Origin of the sequence: Pseudomonas sp. R11-23-07, assembly GCF_003852295.1 — a bacterium.
GTDB lineage: Bacteria > Pseudomonadota > Gammaproteobacteria > Pseudomonadales > Pseudomonadaceae > Aquipseudomonas.
In genome coordinates this window covers 4,542,566-4,556,644 of the sequence record NZ_CP027761.1, presented here as the reverse complement: position 1 = coordinate 4,556,644, position 14,079 = coordinate 4,542,566, and the positions used below count along the sequence as shown (strand labels likewise).

General features: G+C 60.3%; 14 protein-coding genes. All 14 read left to right on the top strand.

All coding sequences use genetic code 11. From position 1 onward, the window contains the following. Window positions 1–40 precede the first annotated feature (40 nt). Window positions 41–1,903, top strand: coding sequence for a Fe-S protein assembly chaperone HscA (gene hscA / locus C4J84_RS20835; protein WP_124371766.1), 1,863 nt, complete (start codon window positions 41–43; stop codon window positions 1,901–1,903). A 3-nt stretch (window positions 1,904–1,906) separates the two neighbouring features. Next, a complete protein-coding gene (fdx, locus tag C4J84_RS20830) occupies window positions 1,907–2,248 on the top strand; it encodes an ISC system 2Fe-2S type ferredoxin (RefSeq protein WP_057723961.1) in 342 nt (113 codons plus the stop codon). Window positions 2,249–2,262: 14 nt separating this feature from the next. Next, window positions 2,263–2,463: a Fe-S cluster assembly protein IscX gene (gene iscX, locus C4J84_RS20825; protein WP_003238461.1), complete on the top strand. Its 201-nt coding sequence runs from the start codon at window positions 2,263–2,265 to the stop codon at window positions 2,461–2,463. A gap of 90 nt (window positions 2,464–2,553) precedes the next feature. Then, entirely contained in the window at window positions 2,554–2,979 is a 426-nt protein-coding gene (gene ndk / locus C4J84_RS20820; protein WP_003175956.1) for a nucleoside-diphosphate kinase, read from the top strand. Between the two features lie 29 nt (window positions 2,980–3,008). Next, on the top strand, window positions 3,009–4,157 hold the full coding sequence (gene rlmN, locus C4J84_RS20815) for a 23S rRNA (adenine(2503)-C(2))-methyltransferase RlmN (RefSeq protein WP_124371765.1): 1,149 nt from the start codon (window positions 3,009–3,011) through the stop codon (window positions 4,155–4,157). Between the two features lie 12 nt (window positions 4,158–4,169). Beyond that, window positions 4,170–4,928, top strand: coding sequence for a type IV pilus biogenesis/stability protein PilW (gene pilW, locus C4J84_RS20810; protein WP_124371764.1), 759 nt, complete (start codon window positions 4,170–4,172; stop codon window positions 4,926–4,928). Beyond that, entirely contained in the window at window positions 4,928–5,899 is a 972-nt protein-coding gene (locus C4J84_RS20805; RefSeq protein ID WP_124371763.1) for a RodZ family helix-turn-helix domain-containing protein, read from the top strand. Before pilW ends, C4J84_RS20805 begins: the two co-directional genes overlap by 1 nt. A gap of 2 nt (window positions 5,900–5,901) precedes the next feature. After that, window positions 5,902–7,011, top strand: coding sequence for a flavodoxin-dependent (E)-4-hydroxy-3-methylbut-2-enyl-diphosphate synthase (gene ispG / locus C4J84_RS20800; RefSeq protein WP_124368256.1), 1,110 nt, complete (start codon window positions 5,902–5,904; stop codon window positions 7,009–7,011). A 23-nt stretch (window positions 7,012–7,034) separates the two neighbouring features. Next, entirely contained in the window at window positions 7,035–8,324 is a 1,290-nt protein-coding gene (gene hisS, locus C4J84_RS20795; RefSeq protein ID WP_124368255.1) for a histidine--tRNA ligase, read from the top strand. Window positions 8,325–8,365: 41 nt separating this feature from the next. Further along, window positions 8,366–9,007, top strand: coding sequence for a YfgM family protein (locus C4J84_RS20790; protein ID WP_124364292.1), 642 nt, complete (start codon window positions 8,366–8,368; stop codon window positions 9,005–9,007). Further along, window positions 9,000–10,151 (top strand): outer membrane protein assembly factor BamB, encoded by a 1,152-nt coding sequence (bamB, locus tag C4J84_RS20785; protein WP_124364291.1) that lies wholly within the window; start codon window positions 9,000–9,002, stop codon window positions 10,149–10,151. The genes C4J84_RS20790 and bamB overlap by 8 nt, the downstream gene beginning before the upstream one ends. 270 nt (window positions 10,152–10,421) lie before the next feature. Next, window positions 10,422–11,891 carry a ribosome biogenesis GTPase Der gene (gene der, locus C4J84_RS20780; RefSeq protein WP_076949869.1) on the top strand — a complete coding sequence of 490 codons (1,470 nt, stop codon included), beginning with the start codon at window positions 10,422–10,424 and terminating at the stop codon, window positions 11,889–11,891. Window positions 11,892–12,006: 115 nt separating this feature from the next. Continuing rightward, window positions 12,007–13,155, top strand: a complete 1,149-nt coding sequence (locus tag C4J84_RS20775) for a pyridoxal phosphate-dependent aminotransferase (protein ID WP_124371762.1) — start codon at window positions 12,007–12,009, stop codon at window positions 13,153–13,155. Further along, window positions 13,143–13,934, top strand: coding sequence for an amidohydrolase (locus C4J84_RS20770; protein WP_124371761.1), 792 nt, complete (start codon window positions 13,143–13,145; stop codon window positions 13,932–13,934). Before C4J84_RS20775 ends, C4J84_RS20770 begins: the two co-directional genes overlap by 13 nt. Window positions 13,935–14,079: the final 145 nt, after the last annotated feature.

The window sequence follows — 14,079 nt, the reverse complement described above, 5'->3', positions numbered from 1 at the left end:
CCGTGATGCACGCCTGATAGACAGATAAGACCTGATTACCATGGCTCTACTGCAAATCGCCGAACCCGGCCAAAGCCCTCAACCACACCAGCGTCGCCTGGCGGTCGGGATTGACCTGGGCACCACCAATTCCCTGGTCGCCGCCTTGCGCAGCGGCCTGTCCGAGCCACTGCCCGATGCCGATGGCCAGGTGATCCTGCCATCCGCCGTGCGTTATCACGCCGACCGCATCGAAGTGGGCGAGTCGGCCAAGCTGGCAGCGTCTACCGACCCCTTGAACACCGTGTTGTCGGTCAAGCGCTTGATGGGTCGTGGGTTGTCCGACGTCAAGCAATTGGGCGACCAGCTGCCGTACCGCTTTGTCGGCGGCGAATCCCATATGCCGTTCATCGACACCGTCCAAGGCCCGAAAAGCCCGGTGGAAGTGTCAGCCGATATCCTCAAGGTGCTGCGCCAACGTGCGGAAACCACCTTGGGCGGCGAACTGGTTGGTGCGGTGATCACCGTTCCGGCGTATTTCGATGACGCGCAGCGCCAAGCCACCAAGGACGCGGCCAAACTCGCCGGTCTGAACGTGCTGCGCCTGCTCAACGAGCCGACCGCGGCTGCCGTGGCTTACGGCCTGGATCAGCATGCTGAAGGCCTGGTCGCGATTTATGACCTGGGAGGCGGCACCTTTGATATTTCAATCCTGCGCCTGACCGGCGGCGTCTTTGAAGTGCTGGCGACCGGCGGCGACAGCGCCCTCGGCGGTGACGATTTTGATCACGCCATCGCGAGCTGGATCATCAGCAGTGCGGGCTTGTCTGCCGACCTGGACCCGGGTGCACAGCGCAGCCTGCTGCAAACCGCCTGCGCCGCCAAGGAAGCGCTGACGGATGCTGCAACTGTTGAAGTTTCCTACGGCACCTGGTCAGCCCAACTGACGCGCGAAGCCTTCGATGCGTTGATCGAACCCATGGTCGCCCGCAGCCTGAAAGCCTGCCGCCGGGCGGTGCGAGATTCCGGTATCGAACTGGAAGACGTCGGTGCCGTGGTCATGGTGGGCGGTTCCACCCGTGTTCCGCGCGTGCGTGAAGCCGTCGCCCAAGCCTTTGGCCGCCAGCCGCTGACCGAAATCGATCCGGACCAAGTCGTCGCCATTGGCGCCGCGATCCAGGCCGATACCCTGGCCGGCAACAAGCGCGATGGTGGCGAATTGCTGCTGCTTGATGTGATTCCGTTGTCCCTGGGCCTGGAAACCATGGGCGGCCTGATGGAAAAGGTGATTCCACGCAACACCACCATTCCCGTCGCCCGTGCTCAGGACTTCACCACGTACAAAGATGGCCAGGCGGCCATGATGATCCATGTGCTGCAAGGCGAGCGCGAGCTGATCAGCGACTGCCGCTCCCTGGCGCGCTTTGAATTGCGCGGTATCCCGGCCATGGTGGCGGGCGCGGCGAAGATTCGCGTGACCTTCCAGGTGGACGCCGACGGCCTGCTCAGCGTGGCTGCGCGCGAGTTGGCCTCAGGCGTTGAAGCCAGCATTCAGGTCAAGCCGTCCTACGGGCTGACTGACGGCGAAATCGCCAAGATGCTCAAGGACTCGTTCCAATATGCCAGCGACGACAAGGTCGCCCGCGTGTTGCGTGAGCAGCAAGTCGACGCCCAGCGCCTGCTCGAAGCGGTGCAGGGCGCCCTTGAGGCTGACGGCGAGCGCCTGTTGGATGCCGAAGAGCGCATGGTCATTGACCTGCAGATGCAGGAACTGGCCGAACTCATGAAAGGCACCGATGGTTACGCCATCGAGCAGCAGACCAAGCGTCTGTCGCAAGTGACCGATGCCTTTGCCGCCCGTCGTATGGACCAGTCGGTAAAAGCCGCCCTGGCGGGCCGCAACCTGAATGAACTTGAGGATTAACTGATGCCGCAGATCATTTTTCTGCCACACGCCGAGCATTGCCCGGATGGTATGGTCGTGGAGGCTGAGACCGGCAAGTCCATCCTTGAAGTCGCCCACGATAACCACATCGAGATCGAAAGCGCCTGCGGCGGTGTGTGTGCCTGCACCACCTGCCACTGCATCATCCGCGAAGGCTTCAACAGCCTGGAAGAGGCCGATGAGCTGGAAGAGGACTTCCTTGACCGCGCCTGGGGCCTGGAAGCGACTTCTCGTCTGAGCTGTCAGGCCAAGGTCGGCACTGAAGACATCACTGTCGAAATCCCGAAATATTCGCTCAACCATGCGGCCGAAGCGCCGCATTGATTCAAGGAAATGTCATGAGCCTGAAATGGGTTGATGTACAAGAAATCGCTATACAGCTTGCTGAAGCTCATCCCGAGGTCAATCCTCTTACGGTGAACTTCGTCAAGCTGCGCAACCTCGTAATGGAGCTGCCGGACTTCGACGACATCCCCGACCGGGGTGGCGAGAAGGTTCTGGAGGCGATTCAGGGCCTGTGGATCGAAGAAGCAGACTGAGCCGCCTTTACGCAGTTAGGCAATACCCAATAACCCGCGTATAATTCGCGGGTTTAATTTTTCGTAAATTACCGTTTCTGGAGTTACACCATGGCTGTTCAACGTACTTTCTCCATCATCAAGCCTGACGCTGTTGCAAAAAACGTCATCGGCGAGATCACCACTCGTTTCGAAAAAGCCGGCCTGAAGGTTGTAGCTTCGAAACTCAAGCAACTGTCCAAGGCTGAAGCAGAAGGCTTCTACGCTGAGCACAGCGCTCGTGGCTTCTTCGGCGACCTGGTTGCCTTCATGATCTCCGGTCCTGTTGTTGTTCAGGTTCTGGAAGGCGAAAACGCTATCGCTCTGAACCGTGAGCTGATGGGCGCTACCAACCCTAAAGAAGCTGCTGCCGGCACCATCCGTGCTGACTTCGCTGAATCCATCGACGCCAACGCTGTACACGGTTCGGACTCCGAAGCCGCTGCTGCTCGCGAAATCTCGTACTTCTTCGCAGCTACCGAAGTAACCGCTCGCTAAGCATCGGCTTAAAGAGTGAGGGTGAATCCATGACAACATCGACTGTTAAAACCAACCTGCTGGGTCTGACTCAGCCGGAAATGGAGAAATTCTTCGACTCAATCGGGGAGAAGCGTTTCCGTGCCGGTCAGGTAATGAAGTGGATTCACCACTTTGGCGTCGACGATTTCGACGCCATGACGAACGTCAGCAAGGCCTTGCGCGACAAGCTCAAGGCCATTGCTGAGGTGCGTGGTCCCGAAGTAGTCAGCGAAGACATCTCCACCGACGGCACCCGTAAGTGGGTGGTGCGCGTGGCGTCCGGCAGCTGCGTCGAGACCGTATACATTCCCCAGGGCAAGCGCGGCACCTTATGCGTTTCGTCCCAGGCAGGCTGTGCCCTGGACTGCAGTTTCTGCTCCACCGGCAAGCAAGGCTTCAATAGCAACCTCACCGCCGCCGAAGTCATCGGCCAGGTGTGGATTGCCAACAAATCCTTTGGCAGCGTCCCGGCGACCGTCGACCGTGCCATCACCAACGTGGTGATGATGGGCATGGGTGAGCCGCTGCTGAACTTCGACAACGTGATTGCGGCCATGCACCTGATGATGGACGACCTGGGCTACGGCATTTCCAAGCGCCGTGTGACCCTGTCGACCTCCGGCGTGGTACCGATGATCGATGAGCTGGCGAAGCACATCGACGTTTCCCTGGCGTTGTCGCTGCACGCACCGAATGACGCATTGCGTAACCAATTGGTGCCGATCAACAAGAAGTATCCGCTTAAGATGCTGCTCGAATCTTGCCAGCGCTACATGGCGACTTTGGGCGAGAAGCGTGTGCTGACCATTGAGTACACCATGCTCAAGGACATCAACGACAAGGTCGAGCACGCGGTCGAGATGATCGAGCTGCTCAAGAACACCCCGTGCAAGATCAACCTGATTCCGTTCAACCCGTTTCCCCATTCTGGCTACGAGCGGCCGAGTAACAACGCCATCCGCCGTTTCCAGGATCAACTGCACCAGGCCGGCTACAACGTCACCGTCCGCACGACCCGCGGTGAAGACATCGACGCCGCCTGTGGCCAATTGGTAGGGCAGGTGCTGGATCGCACCCGTCGCAGTGAGCGTTACATCGCCGTGCGTGAGTTGAGCGCCGCCGACGATGCACCGCAAAGCGCTGCAAATCGAAACTGAGAGAGGACCTCTATGCCCTTGCGCCTTGCGCTGCTGTTGCTTGTTACCGGTCTCGCGACCGGTTGTGTTTCATCGGGCCATGACAGCCCTTTGCAAACCGGCAAGGGCCGTGACGCGGCGCGAGCGGCCTATGTGCAACTGGGCTTGGGCTATCTGCAACAAGGCATGAACGAGCAGGCCAAGGTGCCCTTGAAAAAGGCCCTCGAGCTGGATGCCGACGATGCTGATGCCAATGCCGCGCTGGCGCTAGTGTTCAAGGCGCAGGCCGAGCCCGAGTTGGCCGATCAGTATTTCACCAAGGCGCTGGCTTCCCGTCCTGGCGACGCCCGGTTGCTGAACAACTACGGCAGCTTCCTGTTCGAGCAGAAGCGTTATGAGCAGGCTGCCGTTTATTTCCGGCAGGCCAGTAGCGATACCCTTTATCCTGAGCGTTCGCGTGTGTTCGAGAACCTTGGGGTGACGTCGGTACACCTCGGCCAGCGCGAGCTGGCGCGTCAGCAACTGGAAAAAGCCCTGCTCCTGAACGCTCGCCAACCACGCGCTTTGCTTGAAATGGCTGAGTTGTCTTACGAAGACAGGCATTATGTGCCGGCACGCGACTATTACGAGCGTTTCAGCCGGCTCAGCGGGCACAATGCACGTAGTCTGTTGCTCGGTGTGCGCCTGGCGACGGTTCATGAAGAACGCGACACGGCCGCACGTTTTGGCCAGCAACTCGAACGACTCTATCCCGGTACGCCGGAATATCAGCAATACCTGTCGGAGCAATGATGAAAGCCGCGCACCCGGAAGTTGTAGCAGCTAATCGCGTCAACCCAGGCGAGACCTTGCGTCAGGCCCGCGAAAGCAATGGTTGGTCGCTGGCGGAAGTGGCCCTCAAGCTCAATTTGACCAGCACCTCCCTGGCCAACCTGGAGGCTGGCGCGTTCGACAAACTGCCTGGGCACACGTTTGCCCGCGGCTATATCCGTGCCTATGCCAAATTGCTGGGCATCGACCAGACCGCGTTGGTCCAGGCGTTCGACCAGTACACCGGCACCGACTCCCAGGGCAGTAACGTCCATGGCCTTGGGCGTATCGAAGAGCCCACTCGGGTTTCCCACACGATTTTGCGCATTGTCAGCCTGTTGCTATTGATTGCGGTGATCGGCGGTGGCTTCGTCTGGTGGCAAGACCAGGCCTCCCAGCGCAATAAAGACCTGACCAGCAACGCGCTGGAACACGTCGAAGTCGAAAGCGCCGATGGCACCACCCAGATTCATCCGCTGGATGAGCCGGAAGACCAGGCGGTTGCCGAATCACAAGCCGCGCCAGAAGCGCCTGCCCCCGTCGAACAGCCGGCTCCAGACGCCGCCAGCGCACCTGCTGCGACTGCGACCGTACCCGCTCCGGCTCCAGCAGCGCCTGTCGCCCAAGCCCCTGCACCAGCCGCTCCGGCACAGGCGCCTGCACCGGCTGCGCCCGCCATTTCGCCGCCCACCACGCCTGCGTTGATCGCCGGTGACGGGCGCGTACAGATCACCTTCGTTGCCGACTGCTGGACGCAAGTCACCGATGGCAACGGCAAAGTGCTGTTCAGCGGCCTCAAGCGTAAGGGAGATACGCTTGACCAGGGCGGCAAGCCTCCTTTGACGCTGCGTCTGGGCTTCGCCCGTGGCGCGCAAGTGGCCTACAACGGCCAGCCTGTGGACGTGGCGCCGTTCACCAGTGGCGAGACAGCTCGCCTCAAGTTGGGACAATAGTCATGCACGGCGAATCTCCAATCAAACGTCGCGTATCGCGCAAGATCTGGGTCGGCTCGGTGCCGGTGGGCGGCGATGCCCCCATCGCGGTGCAGAGCATGACCAACAGCGACACCAATGACGTGGCCGCCACCGTCGCCCAGATCAATCGTCTGGAAGCGGCCGGCGTGGACATCGTGCGGGTTTCCGTACCGGACATGGACGCTGCTGAAGCGTTCGGCCGTATCAAGCAATTGGTCAAGGTGCCACTGGTTGCCGACATTCACTTCGATTACAGGATCGCATTGCGCGTAGCCGAATTGGGTGTGGACTGCCTGCGCATCAACCCGGGCAACATCGGTCGTGAAGACCGTGTGCGCGCTGTGGTCGATGCGGCCCGTGATCGCGGCATCCCCATCCGCATCGGCGTTAACGCCGGGTCGCTGGAAAAAGACCTGCAAAAGAAATACGGCGAGCCGACCCCGGCGGCGCTGGTCGAGTCGGCCCTGCGCCATGTTGAACACCTCGAACGCCTGAATTTCCAGGACTTCAAGGTCAGCGTAAAGGCTTCCGACGTGTTCATGGCCGTAGAAGCCTACCGCCTGCTGGCCAAGGAAATCGTGCAGCCATTGCACCTGGGCATCACTGAAGCGGGCGGTTTACGTTCAGGCACAGTGAAATCTGCGGTGGGTCTCGGTATGCTGCTTGCCGAAGGGATTGGCGATACTATCCGCATCTCCCTGGCGGCAGACCCCGTAGAGGAAGTGAAGGTCGGTTACGACATTCTCAAATCCCTGCGTTTGCGTTCCCGTGGCATCAACTTCATTGCCTGTCCGAGCTGCTCGCGACAGAACTTCGACGTGGTGAAAACCATGAACGACCTGGAGTTGCGTCTCGAAGACCTGCTGGTGCCGCTGGATGTGGCGGTGATCGGTTGCGTGGTCAACGGACCGGGCGAGGCCAAAGAGGCGCATGTGGGCTTGACCGGCGGTACGCCGAACCTGATTTATATCGACGGCAAGCCGTCGCAGAAATTGACGAATGACAATCTGGTGGATGAGCTGGAAAAGCTGATCCGCCAGAAAGCGGCCGAAAAGGTCGCCGCTGATGCAGCGCTGATCGCTCGCGGCTGATTGAACGAATTTAAGGATTTGATGTGAGCAAGTCTCTGCAAGCCATTCGTGGCATGAACGACATCCTGCCGGAGCAGACGCCACTGTGGCGCTATTTCGAGAGCACGGTCGCGCGCCTGCTGGATAACTACGGTTACAAGCAGATTCGTATGCCGATCGTTGAATTCACCGAGCTGTTCAAGCGCTCCATCGGTGAAGTGACCGACATCGTCGAAAAAGAGATGTACACCTTTGAAGACCGTAACGGCGACTCCCTGACCCTGCGTCCGGAAGGCACCGCCGCGTGCGTTCGCGCTGTGCTGGAGCATGGCATCACCGGTGGCGGCCAGACCCAGAAACTGTGGTACATCGGCCCGATGTTCCGCCACGAACGTCCGCAGAAAGGCCGTTATCGCCAGTTCCACCAGATCGGTTGCGAAGTCTTCAACCTGGACGGCCCGGACATTGACGCCGAACTGATCGTTCTGACCTGGCGCCTGTGGGGCCAGTTGGGCATCCGCGACGCGGTCAAGCTCGAGCTCAACAGCCTGGGCACCAGTGAATCCCGGGGCCGCTACCGGGTCGCCCTGGTGGAGTACCTGTCTGCCCACCTGGATAAATTGGACGAAGACAGCCAGCGCCGCCTGAAGACCAACCCGTTGCGCGTGCTTGATACCAAGAACGCCGACACCCAGGCCGTGCTGCTCGATGCGCCGAAAATGGCCGATTACCTGGACGAAGAATCCCGCACGCACTTCGAGGGCCTCAAGGCTCGCCTGGATGCGGCGGGTATCCCGTATGTGATCAACCCGAAGCTGGTGCGCGGCCTCGATTACTACAGCAAGACCGTGTTCGAATGGGTCACCGACAAACTCGGCGCCCAAGGCACCGTGTGTGCCGGTGGTCGTTACGACGGCCTGGTCGAGCAGATGGGCGGCAAGCCCACCGCAGGCGTGGGTTTCGCCATGGGCATCGAGCGGCTGATCCTGCTGCTGGAGACCCTGGAGCAAGTGCCCGAAGAGATTTCCCGTCAGGTGGACGTGTATCTTTGTGCTTTTGGCGAGGCCGCCGAACTGGCTGCGTTGGCCCTGAGCGAAAAAGTGCGTGACCAGCTGCCGAACCTGCGTCTGCAGATCAATGCCGGTGCGGGCAGCTTCAAGAGCCAGTTCAAGAAGGCCGACAAGAGCGGCGCGTTGTATGCGCTGATCCTCGGCGATGACGAATTGGCCCAGCAAGTGATAGGTTTCAAACCCCTGCGTGGTCAGGGCGAACAACAGAACATTGCCTTTGATGCGCTCGCTGCGCACCTGGCCACCTGCGTCGTGCAGGGTTGAAGCTGTCGAACAGCCGAATTTAGCGATTAAGGAGTATTGGGGTGTCGAGTACTGATGATGAGCAACTGGCCGAGTTCAAGGACTGGTGGCAGCGTAACGGCAAGCCCCTGGTTACTGGCGGTCTGCTGGCTTTAGTGGTGGTGTTCGGCTGGCAGGCCTGGACCAAGTATCAGGCCAACCAGTCCCAGGGCGCCTCGATCGTTTATCAGCAGTTGCTGGAAACTACCCTGACGCCGGACGGCAAGCCCGACCCTGCCCAAGTGGCAGACCTGGCCGGCAAGCTGAAGAACGAATTTGGCGGTACTGCCTACGCGCAGTACGGCAGCCTGTTCGTCGCGAAAGTCGCGGTCGACACCGGCAAGCTCGATGATGCAGCCACTGAACTCAAGGCCATCGCCGACAAACCGACCAACCCGACCCTGGGTGAAATCGCACGTCAGCGCCTGGCACAGGTGTTGGCTGCACAGAACAAGGCTGACGAAGCACTCAAACTGCTCGACGGCGATGCTGACAAGGCATTTGTAGCCACTCGCGAAGAGCTCAAGGGCGACCTGTTGGTCCAATTGGGTCGTACCGACGAAGCCAATGCTGCGTACCAAAAAGCCAAGGCGGCGCTGTCTGATGAAGCGGCGGTCGGTGGCTTACAAATCAAGCTGGACGACTTGGCCAAAGGGGATGCGTGACGTGATCCGTTGGAAACATGCAGCATTGCTGGCTCTGGCCGTTCTGGCCGCGGGTTGCAGCAGCAACAGTAAAAAAGAACTGCCGCCTGCGGAGCTGACCAGCTTCAAGGAAGAAGTGGTCCTGCAAAAGCAGTGGAGCCGCTCTATCGGTGACGGTCAGGGTGAAACCTACAACATGCTGGTACCGGCAATTGACGGTGACAACATTGTGGCCGCTGACGTCACTGGCATCGTGACCTCCATGGACCGCATGACCGGCGACGTGAAGTGGAAGAAAGACCTTGAGTTGCCTGTTTCCGGCGCCGTAGGCGTGGGTTACGGCATGGTCATGCTCGGCACGCTCAAGGGTGAGGTCGTGGCCCTGGATTCCAGCACCGGTGAAGAGAAATGGCGCGCTCGCGTGACCAGTGAAGTCCTCGCACCGCCTGCCACCAACGGCGATGTCGTCGTGGTGCAAACCCAGGATGACCGCGTGATCGGTCTGGACGCGACTACCGGCAACCAGCGCTGGTTGTACGACAGCACCCCGGCGGTGTTGACCTTGCGCGGTACCAGCGGTCCGATTGTGACCAACAATCTGGCCGTTGCGGGCCTGTCGACCGGTAAAGTGGTCGCCCTGAATACCCAGAATGGCGTGCCGGCCTGGGAAACCCGCGTGGCTATCCCGCAAGGTCGTTCCGAGTTGGATCGTGTGGTGGATATCGACGGCGGCCTGTTACTGTCCGGCGAGACCCTCTACGTCGCCACTTATCAGGGCCGTGTCGCGGCACTGGACCTGCAGAGCGGGCGGGTCAACTGGCAGCGTGATGCTTCCAGCTACGCCGGTGTCGCCCAAGGGTTTGGCAGCGTCTATGTGAGCCTGGCGTCCGGCACCGTTGAAAGTGTCGACGAGCGTTCCACCACGGCACTGTGGAGCAACGACTCCCTGGCTCGCCGTCAACTGTCGGCCCCGGAAGTCTTTTCCAGCTACGTGGCGGTCGGTGACTTCGAAGGCTACCTGCACCTGCTGAGCCAGGTGGACGGTCGCTTTGTAGGTCGCGAGCGTATCGACAGCGACGGCTTGCGTGCGCGTCCGCTGGTGGTGGGTAACATGCTTTATGTGTATGGCAACAGCGGCAAGCTGGAAGCCCTGACCATCAAGTAAGAACTATGCTTGGGGCTTAGCCCCTGGCAGCTTCACCTGTAGGAGCGAGCGTCATGTGGCGAGGGAGCTTGCTCCCGCTGGAGTGCGAAGCGCTCCCAAACTGGTCAAACAGGTGCATCTGATGCATCTCGGTCGAATGGTTTTGGGGCTGCTACGCAGCCCAGCGGGAGCAAGCTCCCTCGCCACGACAAGCTCGCTCCTACAGTCGAGCACCAGCCGCTGCCCTGCAGCGGCTTTTGTATTTTCTGAAATAACGAAGTGGAGAGCCGCATGGTTCCCGTAATTGCCCTGGTGGGCCGACCTAACGTCGGCAAGTCCACCTTGTTCAACCGCCTGACCAGGACTCGCGACGCCATCGTCGGCGACTTGTCCGGTCTTACCCGTGATCGCCAATACGGTGAGGCAAAGTGGCAAGGGCGCTCCTACATTATTGTCGACACCGGTGGTATCTCCGGTGACGAACATGGCATGGACGAAAAAATGGCCGAGCAGTCGCTGCTGGCCATTGAAGAAGCCGATGTCGTGTTGTTCCTGGTGGACGCCCGTGCGGGCTACACCGCTGCCGACCAGATGATTGGCGAGCACCTGCGCAAGCGCAACAAGCGTTCCTACCTGGTCGCGAACAAGATCGATAACATCGATCCTGAGGCGGCCCGTGCCGAATTCAGCCCGATGGGCCTGGGCGATGCGATCCCGGTTGCCGGTGCCCACGGTCGCGGCATCACGCAGATGCTGGAAATTGCCCTCAGCACCTTTCCCAAGGATGACGATGAGGAAGAAGAGGGTGAGGAGGAGATCGTCGCCGAAGGCGAGGAAGCCAAGCGCATTCCTGGCCCGAGCGAAAAAGACGGTATCAAGATCGCCATCATCGGCCGCCCTAACGTCGGCAAGTCGACCCTGGTCAACCGTATGCTCGGTGAAGACCGGGTAATCGTCTATGACGAACCCGGCACCACCCGTGACAGCATCTACATCCCGTTCGAGCGTAACGACGAGAAGTACACGCTGATCGACACCGCTGGTGTGCGCAAGCGCGGCAAGATCCACGAGGAAGTTGAAAAATTCTCCGTGGTCAAAACCCTGCAGGCTATCAAAGACGCCAACGTGGTGATCTTCGTGATGGACGCCCGCGAAGGCGTGGTGGACCACGACCTGAACCTGCTGGGCTTCGCCCTGGAAGCCGGTCGTGCGCTGGTGATCGCGATCAACAAGTGGGACGGCATGACGCCGAGCGAGCGCGATTTCGTCAAGATCGAGCTGCAGCGTCGCCTGTTCTTCGTTGAGTTCGCCGATATCCACTTCATCTCGGCACTGCACGGCACTGGCGTGGGCAACCTCTACGCCTCCGTACAGAACTCGTTCAAGTCAGCGGTCACCCGCTGGCCGACCAACCGCCTCACCCAGATCCTGGAAGACGCGGTGGGCGAGCACGCGCCGCCGATGGTCAACAACCGCCGCATCAAACTGCGTTACGCCCACTTGGGTGGTGCCAACCCGCCGATTATCGTGATCCACGGTAACCAGATCGAGAAGGTGCCCAAGTCCTATGTGCGTTACCTGGAAAACACCTACCGCCGTGTCTTGAAACTGGTCGGTACGCCGATCCGTATCGAGTTCAAGGGCGGCGAGAACCCATACGAAGGCAACAAGAACAGCCTTACCGACCGCCAGGTCAACAAGAAGCGTCGGATGATGACGCATCACAAGAAAGCCGATAAAAAGCGCCGCGACAAGCGCTGATATCGACGTGTCAAAAAAGGGCTCATTGCGAGCCCTTTTTTGTGCGTGACGGTTTGTGCCTTGACCCGATGCGGCAGGCAGCTTAAAACTTGGGGCTCACCTGCAGGGGCCTTTCATGATCACCAGCAAGCTGCCGAATGTCGGCACGACCATTTTCACCAGCATGTCGCAGTTGGCGGCCGAAACCGGCGCAATCAACCTGTCCCAGGGTTTTCCCGACTTCAATGGCCCTCAAGACTTGCTCGACGCCGTGGGGCGGCACGTCGCCAACGGGCATAACCAATACGCACCGATGAGCGGCTTGCCCGCGCTGCGCCAACAGGTGGTGGCGAAGATTGCCCGCAGCTACGGTGTCAGCGTCGATGCCGACCGTGAAGTAACCATTACGCCGGGCGCGACTCAGGGCATTTTCTGCGCTATCCAGGCGGTTATTCGCAACGGTGACGAAGTGATCATCTTCGACCCTTGCTACGACAGCTACGCGCCCTCGGTAGAGCTGGCCGGCGGGCGCTGCGTGCATGTGCAACTGGGCCTGCAGGATTTCAGCCTGGACTTCGAGCGCATCAAGGCCGCGCTGTCGCCGCGCACGCGCATGATTGTGCTCAATACCCCGCACAATCCCAGCGGCGCCCTGGTCAGCCGTAAGGAACTGGACCAACTGGCCGAGCTGATTCGCGGCCGCGATATCTATCTGCTCAGCGATGAAGTGTATGAGCACCTGGTGTTCGACGACGTGCCCCACGTCAGCGTGCTCGCCCACGAGGAGCTGTACCCGCGTGCGTTTGTGGTCAGCTCGTTCGGCAAGACCTATCACGTCACGGGCTGGAAAACCGGCTATGTGGTTGCACCGCCGGCCCTGACTGCCGAGCTGCGCAAGGTGCATCAATACGTCAGTTTCTGTGGCGTGACGCCGTTGCAGTACGCGCTGGCCGACTTTATGGCCGAGCACCCGGAGCACGTGGCTGCGCTGCCGGCGTTCTACCAAGCCAAGCGCGACCTGTTCTGCCGGTTGCTGGCGCCGTCGCAGTTCAGCTTCAGCCCATCGGCGGGGACTTACTTTCAACTGGTAGATTATTCCCGGATTCGCCCGGACCTGGATGATGTCGCCATGTCCGAATGGATGACGCGCGAACACGGCGTGGCGTCGATTCCTATCTCTGTGTTCTACCGCAACCCACCCCAAGGCCAGCGCCTGGTGCGCCTGTGCTTTGCCAAACGCGAGGAAACGCTGCAACAGGCGGCGGAAAAACTATGCGTGATTTGAGCGCCTTGCCAGACCTGAACATTGCCCTGATCCAGACCACCCTGGCGTGGCACGACCGCCAGGCCAATCTTGAGCATTTCGAGCTGTTGCTGGAGCAGGCCAGCGGCGTCGACCTGATTGTATTGCCGGAAATGTTCACCACCGGTTTCTCCATGGAGTCGGCTTCCCTGGCCGAACCGGAAAACGGCCCGACGCACCGTTGGCTCCAGGCCCAGGCCGCAAAATACAACGCCGTGATCACGGGCAGTGTGATCATTCAGGCGGCGGATGGCAGCCACCGTAACCGCCTGCTCTGGGCGCGGCCTGACGGTGAGGTGCTGCATTACGACAAGCGCCACCTGTTCCGCATGGCCGGCGAGCACGATCACTACACCCCCGGCGAACGTCAGGTGCAGTTCGAATTGAACGGTTGGCGTATTCGGCCGTTGATTTGCTACGACCTGCGCTTCCCGGTGTGGAGTCGTGATGCCCAGGACACCGACTTGTTGCTTTACACCGCCAATTGGCCGGGGGCGCGGCGTCAGCATTGGAATCGACTGTTGCCGGCGCGGGCCATCGAGAACCTGTGCTACGTCGCCGCTGTGAACCGCGTGGGCACGGATGGGAAGGGCTTTGCCTACACCGGCGATAGCCAGGTGCTGGATTTCCAAGGTGAGACATTGCTGAGCGCGGGGGAAGCAGATGGAGTGTTTCAGGTGAAGCTGGATGCGGCTGAGTTGGCGGCGTATCGCACGCGCTTTCCGGCGAACCTGGATGCCGATAGCTTTCAGTTTGTCTGACGGACCGCCATCGGGGGCAAGCCCCCTCCCACATTTGGAATGCATTCCCCTGTGGGAGGGGGCTTGCTCCCGATGAGGCCAGACCGATCAGCACACCTTTCAAATAAAAAGGCCCCTGGATTCTCACCCAGGGGCCTTTTGCATT